The sequence below is a fragment of the Streptomyces sp. CC224B genome (assembly GCF_030010595.1).
GTDB lineage: Bacteria > Actinomycetota > Actinomycetes > Streptomycetales > Streptomycetaceae > Streptomyces > Streptomyces longispororuber.
This window is the reverse complement of record NZ_JASCXL010000108.1, coordinates 1-20,594: the sequence shown is the minus strand read 5'-3', so window position 1 is coordinate 20,594 and position 20,594 is coordinate 1. Positions and strand designations below refer to the sequence as shown.

Here is a 20,594-nt window from a genome sequence, read left to right as displayed (position 1 = left end):
CGCGGCGGCCCGTCCGCGTGTCCGGCCTGCTTATCCTGACCGGCATGCTGACCATCACCCAGGCCCTGCACGACCAGATCGTCGCGCACGCGCGCAAGGACCACCCCGACGAGGCGTGCGGCGTCGTCGCGGGCCCGGCGGGCACGGACCGCCCCGAGCGGTTCATCCCGATGCTGAACGCGGCCCGCTCACCCACGTTCTACGAGTTCGACTCGACCGACCTGCTCAAGCTCTACCGCGACCTCGACGACCGCGACGAGGAGCCGGTGGTCATCTACCACTCGCACACGGCCACCGAGGCCTACCCCTCCCGCACCGACATCAGCTACGCCAACGAGCCGGGCGCCCACTACGTCCTCGTCTCGACGGCCGACACGGACGGCGCCGGGCCCTTCCAGTTCCGCTCGTTCCGCATCGTGGACGGAGAGGTCACCGAGGAAGAGGTGCGGCTCGTCCAGGCATACTGAGCACGACCTTCGAGGCGGCAGGACCCAGGAAGCCGGTGTGACTCCGGCGCGGTCCCGCCACTGTGACCGGCACGCGCGTGCCGTGAGCCAGGAACTGCCCTGCCGCCTCCTCCCACTTGACGCAGGGGACGCGGAAATCCCCTGGAGGAGGACCGCACAGCCATGCGCATCCGCGTACTGCTCGCCGCCGCGGCGACCCTGCTGCCCCTGACCGCCTGCTCGCCGGGGAGCGACTCCGGCGCGGGAGACGGCAAGGCCACGGCCGCCGGGTTCCCGTACACCGTCACGAACTGCGGCGTGAAGACGACGTACCAGGCGCCCCCGAAGCGTGCCGTCACCATGAACCAGCACGTGACGGAGATCCTCCTGGCGCTGGGCCTGAAGGACCGCATCGCCGGCACCGCCTACCTCGACGACAAGATCCTTCCCGAGTACGAGAAGGCCTACAGGTCGCGCCCGGTCCTGGCCAAGGAGTACCCCTCGTACGAGAAGCTCCTCGCCGCCAACCCCGACTTCGTCTACGGCGGCTACGCGAGCTCCTTCGCGGAGAACGACGGCCGCTCCCGCGCCGCCCTCGCCAAGTCCGGCATCAACTCCCGGCTCAACATCGAGAGCTGCGCCGACAAGCCGGTCACCATGGACGACCTCTACCGGGAGATCCGCGAGACCGGCGCCACGTTCGGCGTCCGCGACCGCGCGGAGAAGTGGGTGCGCTCGGCCAGGGCGGAACTGGCCCGCGCCACGAAGAGGACCGAGGGCGGCAGGCCCCCGTCCGTCTTCGTCTACGACAGCGGCGACAAGACCGCCTTCACCGCGGGCGGCAAGGGCATCGGCAACGACATCATCGAGCGCGCGGGCGGCCGCAACGTCATGGCCGACCTCGACAAGCCCTTCGGCGACGCCTCCTGGGAGACCGTGGTCGACCGCCGTCCCGACGTGATCCTCATCTACGACTACGGCGCGACGACGGTGGCCCAGAAGAAGAAGCGCCTCCTCGACGACCCCGCCCTCAAGGACGTCCCCGCCGTGAGGAACAAGCGCTTCGCGGTGCTGCCGCTGTCGGACGTGGTGCTGGGGGTGAGAGCCCCCAAGGCGGTGGAGAAGCTGGCGGAGCAGCTTCGGTGATGCCCACGGAGAAGCCCGCTCCGGCCGGGGTTCCGCCCGTCCGGTGGTTGCGGACGAGCGCGAAGCGCGATCGGCGGGGGTCCGGGGGGTCCGGCGGCGCAGCCCCCGGTGCCGGGAAGGGGCGGGGCCGGGGAGCCCCCGGCGGCCTCGCCTACGGCACCCTCATAGCCCTGCTCGTCCTCGCCCTCGCGGCCGCGGGCACCGCCGCGCTGGCCTACGGCTCCGTGCGGATCCCGCCCGCCGAGGTGCTCGACATCCTCACGGGCCGGGCCCAGGGGCCGTCCCCGTACCGCACCATCGTCCTGGACGTCCGCCTCCCGCGCGTCCTGCTCGGGGCCGTCGTGGGCGCGGGCCTGGCCGTCGTCGGCGCCACCCTCCAGGCGCTGGTCCGCAACCCGCTGGCCGACCCGTTCCTGCTGGGCGTCTCCTCCGGTGCCTCCGCCGCCGCGGTCTCGGTGATCGTGCTGGGCGTGGGCGCGGGCCTGGCCACCACGGTGACCGTCCCGGTGGCGTCCTTCGCGGGCGCGTTCCTCGCCCTGCTCGTCGTCTACTCGCTGGCCCGCGACCCCGGCGGCGGCTTCACCACCAGCCGCCTGGTCCTCGCCGGCGTGGCCGTCTCGTACATCCTGTCCGCCCTGACCAGCCTGATCCTGGTGATGTCGGCCCGCGCCGACCACCTCAAGGAGGTCCTGTACTGGACGCTCGGCGGGCTCGGCAGCGCCCGCTGGGACATGCTCGCCGTGCCCCTGACCGTGCTGGCCGCGGGCACGGCCCTGCTCGTGGCGCTGGCCCGGCTGCTGGACCTGCTGCTCGTCGGCGAGGAGGGCGCGACCGTCCTCGGCCTGGACACGGCCCGGTTCCGCGCGGGCGCCTTCGTCCTCACCTCGCTGGTGACCGGCGTGCTCGTCGCGCACAGCGGGGCCATCGGCTTCGTCGGCCTGATGGTGCCGCACGCCGCCCGCATGCTGGTCGGCGCCGGACACCGGGCGCTGCTGCCGGTGGCCGCGCTGATGGGCGCGGTGTTCCTGGTCGTCGCCGACCTCGGGGCCCGCACCGTGGCGGCCCCGCAGGACGTGCCCGTCGGCGTCCTCACCGCCCTCACCGGCGGACCGTTCTTCCTCTGGCAACTGCGCCGGGGCCGGGCACGCGCGGAGGCGGCGGCATGACCAGAACCTGGCACCAGGGGCCGGAGGGGCCGGAGGGAACAGAGGGGCCGGAGGCGACGGAGGCGACGGAGGCGACGGGGGACGCCGCCGGTGCGGGGGCCGTCCGGGCGCTGCGCACCGAGGACCTCGGCTACACCACCCCCTTGGGCCGCCGCCTCGTCGACGGCGTCTCACTCACCGTGCGTGCCGGTGAGACGGTCGGCCTCGTCGGCCCCAACGGCAGCGGCAAGACGACCCTGCTGCGCTGCGTGTACGGCGCGCTCACGCCCACGGCGGGCCGCGTCCTGCTCGACGGGGCGGACCTCGCCGCGGCCGGGGCCAAGGCGCGGGCCCGCCGGATCGCCACCGTCCCGCAGGACGGGCAGACCGGCTTCGACCTCTCGGTCCGCCAGATCGTGGCCATGGGCCGCTCCCCGCACAAGCGCTTCTGGGAGGCCGACACGGCCGCCGACCGGGCCCTCGTCGACGAGGCCCTGGACCAGGTCGGCGCGGACGGCCTCGCGGACCGCCCCTTCGGGCAGCTCTCCGGCGGCGAACGCCAACGCGCGCTGCTCGCCCGGGCGCTGGTCCAGCAGCCGGGCGTCCTGGTCCTGGACGAGCCCACCAACCACCTGGACATCCGCTACCAACTGGAGATCCTCGGCCTCGTCCGGACCCTCGGCACGGCGAACCTGCTCGCGCTGCACGACCTGACGCTGGCCGCGTACTACTGCGACCGCCTCTACGTCCTCGACGGCGGCCGGGTGGTGGTGTCCGGGCCGCCGGGGGAGGTCCTGACCGCCGGGCTCCTCGCGGAGGTGTACGGCGTCGCCGCCGAGGTGGCCGTCCACCCCGCCACCGGCGCCCCCACGGTCACGTATCTGCCGGGGCCGCCGCAGCGGACGCCCGCGGGCTGAGCCCCGGCCGGTCCGCGTCCGGGGCCCCGCCGCCCGGGTCCGGACCGGGGCCGGGCAGGTCGGTGCGCGTCCCGTACGGGGGCCCGGCCGGGCGGCACACGTCCCGTGCGGGGGCCGGGCCGGGCGGCCCCTGTCCGGGGACCGAACCGGATGCGTCCGGTATGCGAGATCACATTCCGGGACCCGGACCGGGAATCGTTACGATGACCGCATGGTTTCGAACGACGTGAGCATCGATACGACGCCGGGCGCCCTGCTCGTCGGCCGGCTGCACGTCGACCTGTGCCGTCTCGCCAGCGCCATCTGTCGGCGCTGAGGCGCCGACGGGCGCCGCAGCCCGGCCGGCACCGCGGCGCCGCCCGCCCTCCCGCCGCGCCCCGGGGCGCCGTACCTCCGGCCGCCGGGCGTCCCGGGCGCCCCCGGCCGCCGTACCGCCCGGTCCCGTCCGGACCGCGTTCGATCACCACCGCCCCTTCCTCCCGACAGGAGCCCACCCCATGGCCATCGAGGTCCGCATCCCGACCATCCTCCGCACCTACACCGGCGGCGAGAAGGCCGTCGAGGGCAACGGCGACACCATCGCCGCGCTCTTCGCCGACCTCGAGACCCGGCACGCGGGCATCCAGGAGCGCCTCGTCGACAAGGACAAGGGCAACGAGCTGCGCCGGTTCGTGAACGTGTACCTGAACGACGAGGACGTCCGCTTCCTGGACGGCGTGTCCACCAAGCTCAGCGACGGCGACAGCGTCACGATCCTGCCCGCCGTCGCGGGCGGCATGAGCTGACGACGCATGCGCTACGACTCCCCGCTCGCGGCCGTCGGCAACACGCCCCTGGTCCGCCTCCCGCGCCTGTCGCCGTCCGCCGAGGTCCGCGTCTGGGCCAAGCTGGAGGACCGCAACCCGACCGGCTCCACCAAGGACCGGCCCGCGCTCCACATGGTCGAACAGGCCGAGAAGGACGGCCGGTTGACGCCCGGCTGCACCATCCTCGAACCGACCTCCGGCAACACCGGCATCTCCCTCGCCATGGCGGCCCGGCTCAAGGGCTATCGCATGGTGTGCGTCATGCCGGAGAACACCTCGCAGGAGCGGCGCGACCTCCTCGCCATGTGGGGCGCCGAGATCATCTCGTCGCCCGCAGCGGGGGGCTCCAACACGGCGGTGCGGATCGCCAAGGAACTCGCGGCCGAGCACCCCGACTGGGTGATGCTCTACCAGTACGGCAACCCGGACAACGCGGGCGCCCACTACGCCACCACCGGGCCCGAGATCCTCGCCGACCTGCCCTCGATCACCCACTTCGTGGCCGGGCTCGGCACCACCGGCACCCTCATGGGCGTCGGGCGCTACCTGCGCGAGCACAAGCCCGACGTGCGGATCGTCGCCGCCGAGCCGCGCTACGACGACCTGGTGTACGGCCTGCGCAACCTCGACGAGGGGTTCGTGCCCGAGCTGTACGACGCCTCCGTGCTCACCTCCCGGTTCTCCGTCGGCTCCGCCGACGCGGTGACGCGCACGCGGGAGCTGCTGCGGCAGGAGGGCATCTTCGCCGGGGTCTCCACCGGGGCGGCCCTGCACGCGGCGATCGGCGTGGGCCGCAAGGCCCTCAAGGCGGGCGAGTCCGCGGACATCGTGTTCATCGTGGCCGACGGCGGCTGGAAGTACCTCTCGACGGGGCTGTACACGGCGGCGACGACGGAGGAGGCCATCGCGGCGGTGCAGGGCCAGCTCTGGGCGTAGCCGCGCCCTCGGGCCGGGCCGGGAGAACGGGCTTCCCTTTCCCGCCCGCCCGCCCGTACAGCGCGCTCGACCGTGTACGGCCGCGCGTACGCCGTCGGGGTTCCGTGCGAGGTCGCCGGTCCCCTCACTCCGTCAGGTGGCGTACCTGGTCCCACAGGACCGGGTCCGCCGTTCCGGAGCGGCGGCGGAGGTCGCTCAGGGGCAGGTCCCGCACGTCGTCCGGCTCCAGGTAGCGGGGGCGGCCCCGGACGTCGCCGACGGTGCCGGGCGGCAGCGGGATGACGCCGCCGCGCTCCTCGTGGAAGCGGGTCGTGATCGCCGCGACGCGCACGGCGTCACCGCGTACGGACAGCACGAGGAAGGGGCACTCCGCCTCGCCCGTCTGCGCCCACCAGATCTCCCCGGCCCGCACCCGGCCCCGCGCGGGCCCGGAGCCCCCGCGCCGCCCCCGGCGCGCGGCGCGCCGCGAGACCCCGCGCCCCCAGGCGTCCACCACGGTGACCACGAGCGCGAGGACCACCACGGCGACGAGGGCCGGCCACCAGGACGTGTCCATACCCCGACGGTACCGGCGCCCCCGCGCGCCCGCCCCGGCACACCCCCGGCCGGGGGCGCGTGCCGCGGCGGCGGCCAGGGCCCCCGTCAGCCCGGTGTCAGCGGGGGCGGGGAGCATCGGGCGGCGCCACGCCCGTGCCCGCGGGCGGGTTCCCAGGGATGGAGAGCTCCATGCTGAGGTTCCGCCGGTCCCGTCCGCACGCCGACACCGCGGCCCCGGTGCGGGTCTCCGCCTTGGCCTTGGCCTTGGCCCTGGCCCTGGTCTGCGCCCTGCTGACGGCCGGCGGCCCGGCGGCGCACGGCGCGGCCGCCGGCGCGGGCCAGCGGACCAACATCGCCGCGACCCACACCGGCAAGTGCCTGGAGGTGGCCACCCAGGACAGCGGTGAGCCGGTCCGGCAGCGGCGCTGCGCCGGGCGGGAGGGCGCGCTGTGGTACCTGAAGGCGTCCACGGTCCAGAGCGGCGCGGTGCACATCGTCAGCGCCCTCAGCGGCAAGTGCCTGGCGGTGGAGGGCTCCCGCCCCGACGCCGGGGCCGCCGTCGTCCAGGCGGACTGCGGCAGCGGGCCCGGCGCCAGCTTCCGCTTCGAGGACCGCGGGGACGCCGCGCTGATCCACCCGGTGGCGGCCGGTCCTGCCACGTGCCTGGAGGTCGCCGGCTCCGCCGTCACCGACGGCGCGCCGCTGCGCCAGTGGTCCTGCGACGGCCAGCCGGGCGCGCACTTCGCCCAGGGCTCCTTCCCCGGCCTCCAGGAGGGCTGGATCAAGATCCGCCCGGCCGGCGCGCCGCACCTGTGCCTGACCGAGGGGCGCGCGGGCGTCCTGAACGTGCCGGTCGCCGTGCAGCGCCCGTGCGCGCAGGCCGCCTCCCCGCGCACGTACCTGGTGCCGCGGGGCGACGGCCTTTTCAAGCTCCAGTGGCACAGCACCCAGGCGGGCGTGCGCTGCCTCATGGTGTTCCCCTTCAGCACGGTGCCCGACCTGCTGGAACCCACCAACGACTGCGCGGGCGCGAACGTCTTCCTCATCGAGGCCGTCGAGGCGCCCGTGCCCAACACCTACCGCATTCACACGCTGCACACCCCCGACCGGAAGGTCTGCGTGGGCATCACCGGCCGGTCCACCACCGAGGGCGCCACGGCCCGGCAGGAGCCCTGCGCCGACCGCGTCGACCAGGTGTTCTTCATCGACGCCGACACCGCGTCCGCCCGCTGAGGCGGCCCGGGCCGCGGCCGTCGCCCGGCCCGGGCCCGGTGGTCCGCACCGGCACCGCGCCGCCGCGCGTCCCGGGAGGTTACGCCCGCCCCGTGGAACTACGGGGGAAGAGTGACGTGACCGGTGACATCGCCCACAACGGCCCACGACGGAGGAGCGAGGCGCCCTTTTGCGCCTTACGCTCGTCGGACCGCACGCCCCCCGTCCCCCCGACCGCAGCGCGGAGGTTCCAGCTATATGAAGCTCACCGTCGTCGGCTGCTCGGGGTCGTTTCCGTCCGCGGACTCGGCCTGCTCGAGCTACCTCGTCGAGGCCGACGGCTTCCGGTTGCTGCTCGACATGGGCAACGGCGCCCTCGGCGAGCTGCAGCGCCACATCGGTCTGTACGACCTCGACGCGATCTTCCTCAGCCATCTGCACGCCGACCACTGCATCGACATGTGCGCGTACTTCGTGGCCCGTTACTACCGGCACGAGGGCGGCCGCTGCGCGCCCATCCCGGTGTACGGCCCCGAGGGCACCGAGCAGCGCCTGACCACGGCGTACGCCGACACGCCCTCCGCGTCCTCGATGAGCGAGGTCTTCGACTTCCACACGGTCAAGCCGGGCGCCTTCGACATCGGCCCGTTCTCGGTGCGGACCGAGCGGGTGTGCCACCCGGTGGAGGCCTACGGCGTACGCGTCGAGCACGGCGGGGCGTCCCTGACGTACTCCGGCGACACGGGCCCGTGCGAGGCGCTCGACGAACTCGCCGCGGGCAGCGACCTGTTCCTGTGCGAGGCCGCGTTCACGCACGGCAAGGAGGACATCCCCGACCTGCACCTCAACGGCCGCGAGGCGGGCGAGTCCGCCCGGCGCGCGGGCGTGGGCCGTCTCGTCCTCACGCACATCCCGCCGTGGACGGACGCGGACGTGAACCTCGCGGACGCCCGCGCCGCGTTCGACGGCCCCACCGGCCTCGCGGCGCCCGGAGCGACGTACCACCTCTGAGCCGGCGGCGCCTTCCGCGCGCCGCCCTCCCGTACGACGGCCCGCGCGCCATCCCCGTACGACGTACGGCCCACGACGGCGAAGGCCCCGGAACCTCAGCGGTTCCGGGGCCTTCGTGCGCGGCGGGCGCGGGGCGCTACGCCTTCGTCAGGTCCTCGACCTCCTCCTCGGGCTCGCGGCCCGGGGTGGGGATGTCGAACTTGACGATCGCGAAGCGGAAGACCACGTAGTAGACGGCTGCGAACACCAGGCCGATCGGGATGATCAGCCAGGGCTTCTCGGCGAACTTCCAGTTCAGCACGTAGTCGATCGCGCCGGCCGAGAAGGTGAAGCCGTGGTGCACGCCGAGGGCCCAGGTGACCGTCATGGCGACGGCCGTGAGGACCGCGTGGATGACGTAGAGGACCGGGGCGATGAACATGAACGCGAACTCGATCGGCTCGGTGATGCCGGTGACGAACGAGGTCAGCGCGAGGGACAGCATCATGCCGCCGACGACCTTGCGGCGCTCGGGGCGGGCCGTGTGGGTGATGGCGAGCGCGACGGCGGGCAGCGCGAACATCATGATCGGGAAGAAGCCCGACATGAACTGCCCGGCGGTCGGGTCGCCGTGCATGAAGCGCTGGATGTCGCCGTGCCAGACGGCACCGGCCGAGTCGGTGAAGGAGCCGATCTCCTGCCAGGCGACGGTGTTCACGAACTGGTGCATGCCGACCGGAAGGAGCGCGCGGTTGACCACGCCGAAGATGCCCGCGCCGACCGAGCCGAGGTCGGTCATCCACTCGCCGAAGCTGGTGATGGCGTCGCCGACCGGGCCCCAGGCCAGGCCGAAGAAGACGCCCAGGGCGGTGCCGATGAAGGCCATGATGATCGGCACCAGGCGGCGGCCGTTGAAGAAGCCGAGCCAGTCCACCAGCTTGGTGCGGTGGAACTTCTGCCACACCACGGCGGAGATCAGGCCCATGATGATGCCGCCGAAGACCTTGGGGTCGTTGTACGTGGCGGCGATGTCGGCGCCCTCGGTGACCTTCGCCTCGGTCACGGGGAACGCCTTCAGGACGTTCGTGTAGACCAGGAAGCCGACGAGCGCGGCGAGCGCCGTGGAGCCGTCCGCCTTCTTGGCGAAGCCGATCGCGACGCCGATGCAGAACAGCATCGGCATGTTCGCGAAGACGGCGTCACCGGCGTTGGCGAAGACCGTGGCGACCTTGCCCCAGCCGAGGCCGTCGGCGCCGAACACGTCCGGCTGGCCGAGGCGCAGCAGGATGCCCGCCGCCGGCAGCACGGCGATGGGCAGCTGCAGGCTGCGGCCGACCTTCTGCAGGCCCTGCAACAGGCCGGCGCCCCGCTTCTTCGCGGGGGCCGCCTTGGCGGTGGCCGTACTCATGACTTCCTCCATGTGCGGGCGGCTGTCAGGGGGACAGTTGGGGGTGCGACAGCAGCCGGGGTGGTCTACACCACTAAGTGGTGTAGACCTGTTGTAACACGGTTAAGGCGACATAAGGAACCCGCCATTCCTGTGGGCTGGGCCATACCGTCACAAGGGTCGCGAAAGGCCCCCGGAGCGGGGCTCCGAGGGCCTGAGGGGACGGCCGGGGAAGGTTCCGGTTGAGTCCTACGCCTTGGTCTGTTCTGCGTCCAAGGCCTGTGTCTCTTCCTCCGGTTCGCGGCCCGGCGTGGGCAGGTCGAACTTGTGGATGACGAACCGGAACAGGCCGTAATACACCGCTGCGAAGACCAGGCCGATCGGGATGATCAGCCACGGCTTGGTGGCCAGGCTCCAGTTGATGACGTAGTCGATCAGGCCCGCGGAGAAGCTGAAGCCGTCCTTCACGCCGAGCCCCCACGTCACGGCCATGGAGACGCCGGTGAGCACCGCGTGCAGCGCGTACAGGGCCGGGGCGATGAAGAGGAAGGAGTACTCGATCGGCTCGGTGATGCCGGTGACGAAGGAGGTCAGGCCGACGGAGAGCATCATGCCGCCGACGACCTTGCGCCGCTCCGGGCGGGCCGCGTGCGTGATCGCGAGGGCCGCGGCGGGCAGCGCGAACATCATGATCGGGAAGAAGCCCGAGGTGAACTGGCCCGCCGTGGGGTCCCCGGCGAGGAAGCGGTTGATGTCGCCGTGGACGACCGTGCCGTCCGCCTTGGTGTAGTCGCCGAACTGGAACCACACGAAGGTGTTCAGGAACTGGTGCAGCCCCACCGTGAGCAGTGCCCGGTTGGCGACGCCGAAGATGCCCGAGCCGAGCCAGCCGAGGTCCACCAGCCACTTGGAGAAGCTGGTCAGGGCGTCGCCGACGGGCGGCCAGACCCAGACGCACAGGCCCGCGAAGACCAGGCCGACGAAGGCCATGATGATCGGCACCAGGCGGCGGCCGTTGAAGAAGCCGAGCCAGTCCACGAGGCGCACGCGGTGGTAGCGCTGCCAGAGCCGGGCGGTGAGCAGGCCCATGACGATGCCGCCGAAGACGCCGGGGTTCTGGTACGCGGCCTGGGTGGGCGCCCCCTCGCCGGTCACGCAGACGCCGCTCCACATCCCGGCCCCGGCGAAGTCGGCGCCCGCCGGGCAGTCGTCGGGGAAGGCGCGCAGGACCGCGTAGTAGACGAGGAAGCCCGCGACGGCGGCGAGGGCCGTGGAGCCGTCCGCCTTCTTGGCCATCCCGATCGCGACGCCGATGCAGAACAGCAGGGGCAGGCCCAGCGAGGAGTCGAGCAGGGCGCCGCCCGCGGCCGCGAACACCTTGGCCACGTTCGTCCAGCCCAGGCCGTCGTCGCCGAAGACGTCCGGCTGGCCGAGCCGGTTGAGGATGCCGGCGGCGGGCAGCACCGCGATGGGGAGCTGGAGGCTGCGGCCCATCTTCTGCAGGCCCTGGAAGAGGCCGCTCCAGCGCTTCTTGCGCGGTGCCGCGACGGCGTCGGAAGTCATCGGCGCTCCTCCTGGGACCGGTCGGTTTGGCGGTGGTCGGAAACTGGTGTAGACCAGTTGCGGACGGGTGCGCGGTGGCCCTGGTCAGGGACGACACCTTGATCGCCATGGTGAGGGACCGCCGTCGCGACCGCCCGCGAAGATGGGCCAACCGTGCGTTACCGTGACGAAGCGGGCCTACGGTGTCGTGGCCGCGTCCTTTCACAGCAGGGAGAAAGCAATGGCCAGCAAGGCTGAGAAGATCGTTGCCGGGCTCGGCGGCATCGACAACATCGAAGAGGTCGAGGGCTGCATCACGCGTCTGCGTACCGAGGTCAACGACGCGGACCTGGTCGACGAGGCGGCCCTGAAGGCCGCGGGCGCGCACGGTGTGGTGAAGATGGGCACCGCGATCCAGGTCGTCATCGGGACGGACGCGGACCCGATCGCGGCGGAGATCGAAGACATGATGTGAGGGGTGGCTCCCGCTGGGGGGGCGCTGGGTCCGGGTGCGGGCCCGGCGCCCCCTTTTTTTTCTGGTGGCGCGGGGCGGGGGTGCGGGCCGGCCGCCCACCGCGGGCGCGGGCCGGGTCCCGCGGCGGAGGCGGGCCGGTGGCTGCGGGGGAAGCGCGGTGCATGAGTGCCGGCAGGGGGTGGTTGCGGGGGTTGTGTGGGGATGGAATGGGGGGCTCCGGGGGCCTATAGGGTCGTGGGCATGTCTCGATTCGACGGCCGTACCCCCGAACAGCTCCGCCCCATCGCCATCGAGCGCGGGTGGAGCAAGCACGCCGAGGGCTCCGTCCTCGTGTCCTTCGGCGACACCAAGGTCTTCTGCACGGCCTCCGTCACGGAGGGCGTGCCGCGCTGGCGCAAGGGCAGCGGCGAGGGGTGGGTCACCGCCGAGTACTCGATGCTGCCGCGCTCCACGAACACCCGCGGCGACCGCGAGTCCGTCCGCGGCAGGATCGGCGGCCGTACGCACGAGATCTCCCGGCTCATCGGCCGCTCCCTGCGCGCCGTCATCGACTACAAGGCGCTCGGCGAGAACACCATCGTCCTGGACTGCGACGTCCTCCAGGCCGACGGCGGCACCCGCACCGCCGCCATCACCGGCGCGTACGTCGCCCTCGCCGACGCCGTCGCCTGGGCGCAGGGCAAGAAGCTGATCAAGGCGGGCCGCAAGCCGCTCACCGGCAGCGTCAGCGCCGTGTCCGTCGGCATCGTCGGCGGCGTGCCGCTGCTCGACCTCGCCTACGAGGAGGACGTCAAGGCCGACACCGACATGAACGTCGTGTGCACCGGCGACGGCCGCTTCGTCGAGGTGCAGGGCACCGCCGAGGCCGAGCCGTTCGCGCGCGAGGAGCTGAACGCGCTGCTCGACCTCGCCGTCGCGGGCTGCGCGGAGCTCACCGCCCACCAGCGCGCCGCCCTCGAAGCCACCCTGTAGGCGAGGGCGGGACCGCCAAGTCCCCTTCCCTGGACGGGCGTCGGCCACCGTCCGGATTCGGCCACGCCCGGCGGACGAGCAACCGTCCGGGCCCGGCCGGGCGTTCTTACGGATGCGGGCGTCCGGACCAAGCCGTACGCCCGTCCGTTTCCGGGAGGGGATTCACACCATGGCCGCGCGCCGCCGCCGTACCGTCACCGCCGTCGTCACCGCCCTGCTCGTCGTGGGAACCGGGGTCGGTCTCGCCGCCTGCGACCCCGTCGACAAGGCCGTGGACTGCGTCAAGACCGCCGACGCCATCCACGACAACCTGGAGGAGATGCGGGAGGCCGCGCAGGACGCGGCCCTGGAGCCGTCGAAGGCGGACAAGTCGCTCGACGACATCGAGGACAACCTCAAGGAGATCCGCGACAAGTCCGAGGACACCGACGTGGACAAGGCCATCGACCACATGGACAGGGCCGTCGACAACATCCGCGCCGCGGCCGACGGCGGCGACCGGACGCCCGACCTCAGCCCCGCCGCCGACGCCGCCAAGGAGCTCGCGAAGGTGTGCACCGGCGACTGACCCGCCCGGGCAGTGCCCCGGAGGGCGGTCGGGTCCCGGCGACGGGACGGCCGATACTGGTCCCATGACCCGTCTCATCCTCGCCACCCGCAACGCCCACAAGGTCACCGAGCTCCGCGCGATCCTCGCCGCCGCGGGGCTCGACCACGAACTCGTCGGCGCGGACGCCTACCCCGAGGTGCCCGACGTCAAGGAGACCGGCGTCACCTTCGCCGAGAACGCGCTCCTCAAGGCGCACGCACTGGCCCGCGCCACCGGCCTGCCCGCCGTCGCCGACGACTCCGGCCTGTGCGTGGACGTGCTCGGCGGGGCGCCCGGCATCTTCTCCGCGCGGTGGGCGGGCCGCCACGGCGACGACCGGGCCAACCTGGAGCTGCTCCTGGCCCAGCTCGGCGACATCGCCGACGCCCACCGCGGCGCCCACTTCGCCTGCGCCGCGGCGCTCGCCCTGCCCGACGGCACCGAGCGCGTCGTGGAGGGCCGGCTGACCGGCACCCTGCGCCACGCCCCCGCCGGCACGAACGGCTTCGGCTACGACCCGGTCCTGGTGCCCGAGGGCGACACCCGTACGTGCGCCGAGCTGAGCCCCGAGGAGAAGAACGCGATCAGCCACCGCGGGAAGGCCTTCCGGGCGCTGGTGCCGGTGGTGCGGGAACTGGTCGCCTGACCCGCGGGCAACCGGCGGCCACCCGCGCACGGCCGCCGCGACCCGGCCCGCGTCCGTACGGCGAAGGGCGCCCCCACCGGTGGCGGGGGCGCCCTCGTGCGCGTACGGCCGACGGGCGGGCCTCGGCGTGCGTGCGGCCGGAGGGACTCGAACCCTCACGGGTGTTACCCCACTGGGACCTAAACCCAGCGTGACTGCCAATTCCACCACGGCCGCGTGCCGGGCCCATCGTAATGCGCGGTCGCCCGCGGCCGGCGGGCGCGTCAGAACTTCGGCGCCGTGGCCTGCGCCTCGACCAGGTCGGCGGCCTCCTGCTCGGTCGCGACGCACGGCGGCGAGCCGCTGAGCGGCCGCTGCGCGGTCTCCTTCATGCAGGCGACGGCGACGATGCCGACGGCCGCGGCGGCCATCGAGTAGTAGGCGGGCATCATGTCCGAGCCCGTGGCGCTGATCAGCGCGGTGATCACCAGCGGGGCCGTGCCGCCGAACAGCGAGGCGGAGAGGTTGTAGCCCACCGAGAGCGAGCCGTAGCGCACGGGCGTCGGGAAGAGCGCGGGGAGCGTCGCGGACATGGTGCCGAGCAGGCACACCAGGGAGAGCCCGAGCATCAGCATCCCCGCCGCGACCGCGATCAGCGCGCCCTGCTGGATCAGCAGGAACGCCGGGGCCGAGAGCACCAGGAAGCCCACCATGCCGGCCATCAGCAGCGGCTTGCGGCCGAACCGGTCGGAGAGCACGCCGACCCGGCTGATCACCAGCATCAGGAACAGCATCGTGGCGATGAGGATCAGCAGCCCGTGCGTGTCGTCGTAGCCGAGCTCGTCGGAGAGGTACGTCGGCATGTACGACAGGAGCATGTAGTGGGTGACGTTGTACGCGCCGACCAGGGCGACGCACAGGATCAGCGACGGCCAGTACTGGCGGAAGATCGTGGCGAGGTCCCCCTTGGCGGAGGTCTCGACGGCGGAGGCGGCCTCCGAGGCCGGGTGGTGGCTGTCGTCGGTGAGCTTCCGGAACGCCGGGGTCTCGTCCAGGCGCATCCGCAGGTAGAGCCCGACCAGGCCGAGCGGACCCGCGACCAGGAACGGCACGCGCCAGCCCCAGGACTCCATGGCGCCGTCGTCGAGCGTGGTGGTCAGGATCGTGACCAGGCCCGCGGCGCCCGCGTACCCGGCGAGGGTGCCGAACTCCAGGAAGCTGCCGAAGTAGCCGCGCCGCTTGTCGGGCGCGTACTCGGCGATGAAGGTGGACGCGCCGCCGTACTCGCCGCCGGTGGAGAAGCCCTGCACCAGCCGGAAGAGGATCAGCAGCACCGGCGCCCAGAAGCCGATGGTGGCGTAGCTCGGGATCAGTCCGATGGAGAAGGTGCCGACCGCCATCAGGATCATCGTCAGGGCGAGCACCTTCTTGCGCCCGACCTTGTCGCCCATCGGCCCGAACACCATCCCGCCCAGCGGCCTCACCAGGAACGAGACCGCGAAGGTGGCGAAGGAGGAGAGGAGCTGGACCGTGTCGTTCCCGGACGGGAAGAACACATGGCCGAGGGTGACGGCCAGATAGCTGTAGATGCCGAAGTCGAACCACTCCATGGCGTTGCCCAGGGAGGCCGCCTTCACCGCGCGGCGCACGGCCGCGTCGTCGGTGACGGTGATGTCGGTACGCCGCAGGGGCGGGTTCCGGCGCCGTCTGATGGTGCGGAAGAGCGTGCGGTGACGTTTCACCGCTTCCGGGTCGACGTCGGACGTGAGCGGGTCGGCCTCGGGGTCGGCCGGGTGCCTGGTGGCCGCCATGGAGCGGGTCCTTTCGGAAGCGGGTAGTCCACCAGGGCGTCTACTCGATCTCCACGAACGCAAACGAAAGCCCCCCGAGGAGGGGGGGCTTTCTCACACTCGGCGGGACCGGCTCCGGTACCCCGGGCACCCGTCACCCCGGGCGTCCGGCACCCCGGCTGCCCGGTGCTCCGGGTTCCCGGTGGCCCGGGTCAGATGCCGAGATCGCGGATGATCTTGGCCACGTGGCCGGTCGCCTTCACGTTGTAGAAGGCGTGCTCCACCTTGCCGTCCTCGTCCACGACCACGGTCGAGCGGATCACGCCCGTCACCGTCTTGCCGTACATCTTCTTCTCGCCGTAGGCGCCGTACGCCTCCAGGGTCTCCTTGGAGGGGTCGCCGACCAGCGTGACCTTGAGGTTCTCCTTCTCGCGGAACTTCGCGAGCTTCTCCGGCTTGTCCGGGGACACCCCGATGACGTCGTAGCCGGCCGCCGCGAGCGCGTCCAGGTTGTCGGTGAAGTCGCAGGCCTGCTTGGTGCAGCCCGGGGTGAGGGCGGCCGGGTAGAAGTACACGATGACCTTGCGGCCCTTGTGGTCCGCGAGGGACACCTCCCGGCCGTCCGCGTCGGGCAGGGTGAAGGCGGGGGCGGTGTCGCCGGGCTGCAGTCGCTCGCTCATTCTGGGGCTCCTCACGGTGCGCGTACGCATCAAGCGGTGGTGACGTGGACGAGCGTAATAGGGGTGCCGTGCGGTGCGGCGCGGGCGAAGCTGACAGACTGTGGAGGACCGAGTACAGGAACACACCCCACGGAGGCAGCGCGGTGGCGGATGCGGATGCCAGGACCCCTGCGCAGATCGAGGCGGACATCAAGCGCCGGCGCGAGCAGCTCGCCGAGACCCTCGACGAGATCGGGGTGCGGGTCCACCCGAAGACGATCGTCGGAGACGCGAAGGCCAAGGCCGCGGCCCGCGTGGACCACACCCTGGGCCGGGCGTACGTCGGGGCGAACCGCTTCGTCTCCGACGTGAAGGGCCAGCTCGTCACGGCCGACGGCCAGGTCCGCCTGGAGCGGGCCGTGCCGGTGGCGCTGCTCGTGGTGGGCCTGGTGGGGCTCCTCACGGTCGGCGCCCGCCGCCGCAGGGACTGACCCGGGGGCGTACAGGGCGCGCGGGCAGGTAGGTTTCGGGGCGTGAGCGCCAAGACACCTGAACCAAGCACCCACGACGACAAGCTGCCGATCCGGATGCTGCACGACCGCGTGCTCGTGCGCCAGGACACCACCGAGGGCGAGCGGCGCTCCGGCGGCGGCATCCTGATCCCGGCGACCGCGGCCGTCGGCCGCCGCCTGGCCTGGGCCGAGGTGGTCGCCGTGGGGCAGAACGTGCGGACCGTGGAGCCGGGCGACCGCGTCCTGTACGACCCGGAGGACCGGGCCGAGGTCGAGGTCCGGGGCGTGCCGTACGTGCTGATGCGCGAGCGCGACCTGCACGCGGTCGCCGCGGACCGCTTCGAGGGCTCCGAGGACTCCACGGGGCTGTACCTCTAGGCGCCGATCCGCGGGCGACCCGTCGGGCCCTCGGGCCGTCGTGCTGTTGTGCGGAAGGGGCCGGTGACGAGCGTCACCGGCCCCTTCCGGCTGCCTTTGCTACCGTGGAAGGACCCCGACGAGACGCGCCGTACCGGGCCAACGCAAAGACGACGCACCCCTGATGTCTCGTTCTCGGAGGTGCCGTCATGGCCTGGATCCTGCTCGTCGTCGCCGGTCTGCTCGAAGTCGCCTGGTCGATCGGCATGAAGTTCACCGAGGGGTTCACCCGCCTGTGGCCGAGCGTCTTCACCGGCGCGGGCATCGTCGCGAGCATGGTGCTGCTGTCGTACGCGGCCAAGACCCTCCCCATCGGCACGGCCTACGGCGTCTGGGTCGGCATCGGCGCCGCGGGCGCCGCGGTGGTCGGCATGACCGCCCTGGGCGAACCCACCACCGCGGCCCGCATCTTCTTCGTCTGCCTGCTCCTGGTGGCGGTGGTAGGCCTCAAGGCCACCAGCGGCCGCTGACGGCGCCCCGCAGGCAACACGGTGGCGGGCCGCAGGCGCCCTGGAAGGGGCGCGGGGAACGGCGCGACCAGCCACCGACGGCCCGCACCCGACGACCGAGGGCACCGGCGCCCCGTCAGCTCCCCACCAGGCCCGGTGGCAGGGGGCTGAGGGGCGCGGGGAACTGCGCGACCAGCCACGGACGGCCCGCACCCGACGACCGAGGGCACCGGCGCCCCGTCAGCTCCCCACCGGGCCCGGTGGCAGGGGGGCTGAGGGGCGCGGGGAACTGCGCGACCAGCCACGGACGGCCCGCGGCGGCAAGACCACGGCAGCGCGGCGGGAAGACCACGCCAGCGCGGCGGGAAGACCACGCCAGCGCGGCGGGAACACCACGCCAGCGAGGCGAGAACACCACGCCAGCGCGGCGGGAAGACCCCGGCAGCGCGGCGGCAGCGAGGCGGGCGCTAGTCCCCCCGGGCCCGGCCACCGGCCCCGGTGGTGAGCCCACCCAGGGCCCCGGCCCCGGCGGTCTGCCCACCCTGGGCCCCGCCGTCCCCGGCGGTGTCACCCCCGCCCTCGGAGGCCCCACCGTCCCCGGTGGACCCGTCCGTGGCGCCGTCGTCCTGGTCACCGCCACCCGTCGGCCCCTGCGTCTGCCCCTGCGAGCGCCCGCCGTCGTCCTGGCCGCCGCCCCCGGGCCCCTGGCCCTGTCCCTGCGACCGGCCCCCGTCGTCGTCCTGGCCGCCGGTCGGGCCGCCGTCCGTGGCCCCGCCGTCGGTGGCGTCACCGTCGTCGCCGGTCGGCCCGTCGCTGGGCTCGTCGCTCCCGTCGCTGTCGTCGCCCTCCTCCGGCTCCTCGGCCGACTGCGAGGGGTCCGGGGCGACCGGCTCCTGCGAACCCGGCTCCAGCTCCAGGTCGAACTCCTTGACGGGCTTGCCCTCCAGCGCGTCCCTGGTGAACTGCGCCCACACCTTCGCGGGGTAGCCGCCGCCGTTGATGCGCGTCTCGCCGAGCGCCCCGTACAGCGGCGTCTGCGCGGCCGTCTCCGGGTCCGCGCCCATGATGGCGACCACGGTGGCGAGATCCGGGGTGTAGCCCGCGAACCAGGCCGCCTTGTCGTTCTCCGCCGTACCCGTCTTGCCCGCCGCCGGGCGCCCCGCCGCGAGCGCCTCGCGGCCGGTGCCGGACCGCACCACGCTCTGCAGGATCGACGTCGTGGTGTCGGCCGCCTCCCGGCTCACCGCCGACGACGTCCTGCGCTCCGGCAGCGCGATGTCCTGCCCGTCCTTGGTGATCTTCTCGACGAGCGTGTACGTGCCGTGCTTGCCGTGGTTGGCGAGCGTCGCGTACGCCTCGGTCATGTCCAGGACGGACGCCGTGGACGGGCCGAGCGCGATCGACGGCGACGCGGTCAGGTCCGGGGTCTTCTCCGGGACGCCGAGCGCGACCGCGGTCTCCTTGACCTTCTCCGAGCCCACGTCCACGGCCATCTGCGCGTACACCGAGTTCACGGACTTGTCGGTGGCCTCGCGGACGCTGATGTCGCCGTAGTTGACGTCGTCCTCGTTGGCGGGCGCGTACGAGCCGCCGGCCCAGCCCTGGACCGGGCGGCGGTTGTCACCGTCGTACACCGTGTTCGGCGTGATCGGCCGGCCGTCCTGGGTGGTGGAGCCGTTCTCCACGGCCGAGGTGAACACGAACGGCTTGAACGTGGAGCCGACCTGGTAGTCGCGCCGGGTGGCGTTGTTCATGAACTGCTTCGTGTAGTCGATGCCGCCGTACATGGCGACGACCTCGCCGGTCGCCGGGTCCACGGAGGCGCCGCCGACGCGCAGGTTCCGGTCGACCGTGCGCGCCTTCTTGTCGACCTTCGACATCACCTGCTCCTCGACGGCCTTCACGAAGGCGTCCTGCTTGGGCTTCTGGAGCGTGGTGGTGATGCGGTAGCCGCCCTTGCTGAACGTGTCCTCGTCGACGATCTTGTGCTCGAAGAGGTAGTTCTCGATGGCCTTCACGACGTAGCCGCGCTGGCCGGACAGGCTGGGCGCGCCCGTGGCCTGCTTCGGCATCGGGAACTTGATCTTCTCCCGCTCGGCCTTGTCGAGCCAGCCCTCCTTGACCATGCCGTCCAGGACGTAGTTCCAGCGGGCCAGGGCTCGGGACTTGTTCTCCGGGTGCGTCGCCACGTCGTACGCGTTGGGGGAGTTCACCAGCGTCGCGAGGTACGCGCCCTGGCCGGTGGTCAGGTCGTCGACGTTCTTGCCGTAGTACGCCTGCGCCGCGGCCTGCACGCCGTACGCGCTGCGGCCGAAGTAGCTGGTGTTCAGGTAGCCCTGCAGGATGTCGTCCTTGCTCACCTCCCGGTCCAGCTTGATCGCGATGAAGAACTCCTTGGCCTTGCGGGTGACCGTCTGGTCCTGGTCCAGGTAGTAGTTCTTCACGTACTGCTGGGTGATCGTCGACCCGGACTGCTTGCCCTTGCCGGTGAGGGTGTTCCAGGCCGCGCGGATCATCGCCTTCGGGTCGACGGCGGACTCGCTGTAGAAGTCGCGGTCCTCGGCGGCCAGCACCGCGTGCTGCACGCGCTTGGGCACCTTCGACAGCGGCACGCTCTCGCGGTTGACCTCGCCGTCGCGGGCGAGGACGGTGCCGTCCGCGTACGTGTACACGTTGGACTGGCGGGTGGCCATCTTGTTGGCGGGCGGGATCTCCACGAGGAAGTAGCCCGTCATGAACGCGCCCACCACGAGCAGGACCAGCAGGAGGAAGCTGCCGAGCACCATGCGCCAGGTGGGGATCAGCCGCCGCCAGCCCGTGCGCTTGGGCCGCTTGCCCTTCTTGCCCTTGGGGTCCGGGGCGGCGGCCGGGGTGCCGTCCGTGCCGTCACCGCCGCTCCCGCCGCTGCCGTTCCCGCCGCCGGGCCCGCCGGGCTCGCGGGGGGGCCAGCCCTGGGTCGCGCCCGGGGCGGACTCGCGGTGCCCGGCGCCGGGGCCGTCACCGCGTACGGGCCGCAGGCGGGTCGTGGCGGGGCCACCGGGG

At 72.8% G+C, this 20,594-nt stretch carries 22 protein-coding genes, 1 tRNA gene and 2 riboswitches; of the genes, 16 read left to right on the top strand and 7 right to left on the bottom strand.

Annotated elements, in window-relative coordinates; translation table 11 throughout:
- Positions 1–44: 44 nt before the first annotated feature.
- The 7 genes from QK440_RS32470 (at position 45) to QK440_RS32440 (ending at position 5,396) form a co-directional block, all read left to right on the top strand.
- A complete protein-coding gene (locus QK440_RS32470) occupies positions 45–467 on the top strand; it encodes a M67 family metallopeptidase (protein ID WP_282796826.1) in 423 nt (140 codons plus the stop codon).
- Positions 453–585: riboswitch (cobalamin riboswitch) on the top strand. Its footprint overlaps the gene before it by 15 nt.
- A 44-nt stretch (positions 586–629) precedes the next feature.
- On the top strand, positions 630–1,592 hold the full coding sequence (locus QK440_RS32465; RefSeq protein ID WP_282796825.1) for an ABC transporter substrate-binding protein: 963 nt from the start codon (positions 630–632) through the stop codon (positions 1,590–1,592).
- The gene (locus tag QK440_RS32460) at positions 1,592–2,758 is read left to right on the top strand and encodes an iron ABC transporter permease (protein ID WP_282796824.1); all 1,167 of its coding nucleotides are present in this window, start codon (positions 1,592–1,594) and stop codon (positions 2,756–2,758) included. Before QK440_RS32465 ends, QK440_RS32460 begins: the two co-directional genes overlap by 1 nt.
- Positions 2,755–3,654: an ABC transporter ATP-binding protein gene (locus tag QK440_RS32455; RefSeq protein WP_282796823.1), complete on the top strand. Its 900-nt coding sequence runs from the start codon at positions 2,755–2,757 to the stop codon at positions 3,652–3,654. The genes QK440_RS32460 and QK440_RS32455 overlap by 4 nt, the downstream gene beginning before the upstream one ends.
- Positions 3,655–3,865: 211 nt before the next feature.
- A complete protein-coding gene (locus QK440_RS41480) occupies positions 3,866–3,970 on the top strand; it encodes a putative leader peptide (RefSeq protein ID WP_318783814.1) in 105 nt (34 codons plus the stop codon).
- Positions 3,971–4,151: 181 nt separating this feature from the next.
- Positions 4,152–4,439 carry a MoaD/ThiS family protein gene (locus QK440_RS32445; RefSeq protein ID WP_282796822.1) on the top strand — a complete coding sequence of 96 codons (288 nt, stop codon included), beginning with the start codon at positions 4,152–4,154 and terminating at the stop codon, positions 4,437–4,439.
- Between the two features lie 6 nt (positions 4,440–4,445).
- Positions 4,446–5,396, top strand: coding sequence for a cysteine synthase (locus QK440_RS32440; protein ID WP_282796821.1), 951 nt, complete (start codon positions 4,446–4,448; stop codon positions 5,394–5,396).
- A 124-nt stretch (positions 5,397–5,520) separates the two neighbouring features.
- Here the strand turns inward: QK440_RS32440 and QK440_RS32435 are convergent, their stop codons facing one another.
- Complete coding sequence (locus QK440_RS32435; protein ID WP_282796820.1) at positions 5,521–5,952, bottom strand: type II toxin-antitoxin system PemK/MazF family toxin; 432 nt, start codon at positions 5,950–5,952, stop codon at positions 5,521–5,523.
- Positions 5,953–6,122: 170 nt separating this feature from the next.
- Between QK440_RS32435 and QK440_RS32430 the strand changes: the two genes are divergently transcribed.
- Both QK440_RS32430 and QK440_RS32425 read left to right on the top strand, forming a co-directional pair.
- The gene (locus QK440_RS32430) at positions 6,123–7,166 is read left to right on the top strand and encodes an RICIN domain-containing protein (RefSeq protein WP_282796819.1); all 1,044 of its coding nucleotides are present in this window, start codon (positions 6,123–6,125) and stop codon (positions 7,164–7,166) included.
- A 237-nt stretch (positions 7,167–7,403) separates the two neighbouring features.
- Positions 7,404–8,156 (top strand): MBL fold metallo-hydrolase, encoded by a 753-nt coding sequence (locus QK440_RS32425; RefSeq protein WP_282796818.1) that lies wholly within the window; start codon positions 7,404–7,406, stop codon positions 8,154–8,156.
- A 136-nt stretch (positions 8,157–8,292) separates the two neighbouring features.
- Here the strand turns inward: QK440_RS32425 and QK440_RS32420 are convergent, their stop codons facing one another.
- Positions 8,293–9,543, bottom strand: coding sequence for a PTS transporter subunit EIIC (locus tag QK440_RS32420; RefSeq protein ID WP_282796817.1), 1,251 nt, complete (start codon positions 9,541–9,543; stop codon positions 8,293–8,295).
- Between the two features lie 228 nt (positions 9,544–9,771).
- Positions 9,772–11,085 carry a PTS transporter subunit EIIC gene (locus QK440_RS32415; RefSeq protein WP_282796816.1) on the bottom strand — a complete coding sequence of 438 codons (1,314 nt, stop codon included), beginning with the start codon at positions 11,083–11,085 and terminating at the stop codon, positions 9,772–9,774.
- Positions 11,086–11,305: 220 nt separating this feature from the next.
- Between QK440_RS32415 and QK440_RS32410 the strand changes: the two genes are divergently transcribed.
- The 4 genes from QK440_RS32410 to rdgB all read left to right on the top strand — a co-directional run bounded on the left by QK440_RS32410 (position 11,306) and on the right by rdgB (position 13,746).
- Positions 11,306–11,539, top strand: coding sequence for a PTS glucose/sucrose transporter subunit IIB (locus tag QK440_RS32410; protein WP_190138600.1), 234 nt, complete (start codon positions 11,306–11,308; stop codon positions 11,537–11,539).
- Positions 11,540–11,779: 240 nt separating this feature from the next.
- Positions 11,780–12,511: a ribonuclease PH gene (rph, locus tag QK440_RS32405; RefSeq protein ID WP_282796815.1), complete on the top strand. Its 732-nt coding sequence runs from the start codon at positions 11,780–11,782 to the stop codon at positions 12,509–12,511.
- 169 nt (positions 12,512–12,680) lie between these two features.
- Positions 12,681–13,079, top strand: a complete 399-nt coding sequence (locus QK440_RS32400) for a hypothetical protein (RefSeq protein ID WP_282796814.1) — start codon at positions 12,681–12,683, stop codon at positions 13,077–13,079.
- Between the two features lie 64 nt (positions 13,080–13,143).
- Entirely contained in the window at positions 13,144–13,746 is a 603-nt protein-coding gene (rdgB, locus tag QK440_RS32395) for an RdgB/HAM1 family non-canonical purine NTP pyrophosphatase (RefSeq protein WP_282796813.1), read from the top strand.
- A gap of 132 nt (positions 13,747–13,878) precedes the next feature.
- Here rdgB and QK440_RS32390 read toward each other — a convergent pair.
- The 3 genes from QK440_RS32390 to bcp form a co-directional block, all read right to left on the bottom strand.
- Positions 13,879–13,962, bottom strand: a tRNA-Leu gene (locus tag QK440_RS32390).
- Between the two features lie 47 nt (positions 13,963–14,009).
- The gene (proP, locus tag QK440_RS32385) at positions 14,010–15,536 is read right to left on the bottom strand and encodes a glycine betaine/L-proline transporter ProP (RefSeq protein ID WP_282796812.1); all 1,527 of its coding nucleotides are present in this window, start codon (positions 15,534–15,536) and stop codon (positions 14,010–14,012) included.
- A 191-nt stretch (positions 15,537–15,727) separates the two neighbouring features.
- Complete coding sequence (gene bcp, locus QK440_RS32380; RefSeq protein WP_282796811.1) at positions 15,728–16,195, bottom strand: thioredoxin-dependent thiol peroxidase; 468 nt, start codon at positions 16,193–16,195, stop codon at positions 15,728–15,730.
- Positions 16,196–16,338: 143 nt separating this feature from the next.
- On the opposite strand from bcp, the gene QK440_RS32375 reads away from it, so the two are divergent.
- The 3 genes from QK440_RS32375 to QK440_RS32365 all read left to right on the top strand — a co-directional run bounded on the left by QK440_RS32375 (position 16,339) and on the right by QK440_RS32365 (position 17,573).
- Positions 16,339–16,665, top strand: coding sequence for a DUF3618 domain-containing protein (locus QK440_RS32375; protein WP_282796810.1), 327 nt, complete (start codon positions 16,339–16,341; stop codon positions 16,663–16,665).
- A 96-nt stretch (positions 16,666–16,761) separates the two neighbouring features.
- Positions 16,762–17,064, top strand: a complete 303-nt coding sequence (locus QK440_RS32370) for a co-chaperone GroES (protein WP_165264756.1) — start codon at positions 16,762–16,764, stop codon at positions 17,062–17,064.
- Positions 17,065–17,152: 88 nt separating this feature from the next.
- Positions 17,153–17,223: riboswitch (guanidine-III (ykkC-III) riboswitch) on the top strand.
- Positions 17,224–17,252: 29 nt separating this feature from the next.
- Positions 17,253–17,573 carry a multidrug efflux SMR transporter gene (locus QK440_RS32365; RefSeq protein WP_282796809.1) on the top strand — a complete coding sequence of 107 codons (321 nt, stop codon included), beginning with the start codon at positions 17,253–17,255 and terminating at the stop codon, positions 17,571–17,573.
- A gap of 446 nt (positions 17,574–18,019) precedes the next feature.
- On the opposite strand, the gene QK440_RS32360 is transcribed toward QK440_RS32365, so the two are convergent.
- A complete protein-coding gene (locus tag QK440_RS32360) occupies positions 18,020–20,338 on the bottom strand; it encodes a transglycosylase domain-containing protein (RefSeq protein ID WP_282796836.1) in 2,319 nt (772 codons plus the stop codon).
- Positions 20,339–20,594 lie beyond the last annotated feature (256 nt).

Bases quoted from the DNA above. Each gene is read 5' to 3' on its own strand.
- QK440_RS32470 (WP_282796826.1), top strand. From the start codon at position 45: ATGCTGACCATCACCCAGGCCCTGCACGACCAGATCGTCGCGCACGCG.
- QK440_RS32465 (WP_282796825.1), top strand. From the start codon at position 630: ATGCGCATCCGCGTACTGCTCGCCGCCGCGGCGACCCTGCTGCCCCTG.
- QK440_RS32460 (WP_282796824.1), top strand. From the start codon at position 1,592: ATGCCCACGGAGAAGCCCGCTCCGGCCGGGGTTCCGCCCGTCCGGTGG.
- QK440_RS32455 (WP_282796823.1), top strand. From the start codon at position 2,755: ATGACCAGAACCTGGCACCAGGGGCCGGAGGGGCCGGAGGGAACAGAG.
- QK440_RS41480 (WP_318783814.1), top strand. From the start codon at position 3,866: ATGGTTTCGAACGACGTGAGCATCGATACGACGCCGGGCGCCCTGCTC.
- QK440_RS32445 (WP_282796822.1), top strand. From the start codon at position 4,152: ATGGCCATCGAGGTCCGCATCCCGACCATCCTCCGCACCTACACCGGC.
- QK440_RS32440 (WP_282796821.1), top strand. From the start codon at position 4,446: ATGCGCTACGACTCCCCGCTCGCGGCCGTCGGCAACACGCCCCTGGTC.
- QK440_RS32435 (WP_282796820.1), bottom strand. From the start codon at position 5,952: ATGGACACGTCCTGGTGGCCGGCCCTCGTCGCCGTGGTGGTCCTCGCG.
- QK440_RS32430 (WP_282796819.1), top strand. From the start codon at position 6,123: ATGCTGAGGTTCCGCCGGTCCCGTCCGCACGCCGACACCGCGGCCCCG.
- QK440_RS32425 (WP_282796818.1), top strand. From the start codon at position 7,404: ATGAAGCTCACCGTCGTCGGCTGCTCGGGGTCGTTTCCGTCCGCGGAC.
- QK440_RS32420 (WP_282796817.1), bottom strand. From the start codon at position 9,543: ATGAGTACGGCCACCGCCAAGGCGGCCCCCGCGAAGAAGCGGGGCGCC.
- QK440_RS32415 (WP_282796816.1), bottom strand. From the start codon at position 11,085: ATGACTTCCGACGCCGTCGCGGCACCGCGCAAGAAGCGCTGGAGCGGC.
- QK440_RS32410 (WP_190138600.1), top strand. From the start codon at position 11,306: ATGGCCAGCAAGGCTGAGAAGATCGTTGCCGGGCTCGGCGGCATCGAC.
- rph (WP_282796815.1), top strand. From the start codon at position 11,780: ATGTCTCGATTCGACGGCCGTACCCCCGAACAGCTCCGCCCCATCGCC.
- QK440_RS32400 (WP_282796814.1), top strand. From the start codon at position 12,681: ATGGCCGCGCGCCGCCGCCGTACCGTCACCGCCGTCGTCACCGCCCTG.
- rdgB (WP_282796813.1), top strand. From the start codon at position 13,144: ATGACCCGTCTCATCCTCGCCACCCGCAACGCCCACAAGGTCACCGAG.
- proP (WP_282796812.1), bottom strand. From the start codon at position 15,536: ATGGCGGCCACCAGGCACCCGGCCGACCCCGAGGCCGACCCGCTCACG.
- bcp (WP_282796811.1), bottom strand. From the start codon at position 16,195: ATGAGCGAGCGACTGCAGCCCGGCGACACCGCCCCCGCCTTCACCCTG.
- QK440_RS32370 (WP_165264756.1), top strand. From the start codon at position 16,762: ATGCTGCACGACCGCGTGCTCGTGCGCCAGGACACCACCGAGGGCGAG.
- QK440_RS32365 (WP_282796809.1), top strand. From the start codon at position 17,253: ATGGCCTGGATCCTGCTCGTCGTCGCCGGTCTGCTCGAAGTCGCCTGG.
- QK440_RS32360 (WP_282796836.1), bottom strand. From the start codon at position 20,338: ATGGTGCTCGGCAGCTTCCTCCTGCTGGTCCTGCTCGTGGTGGGCGCG.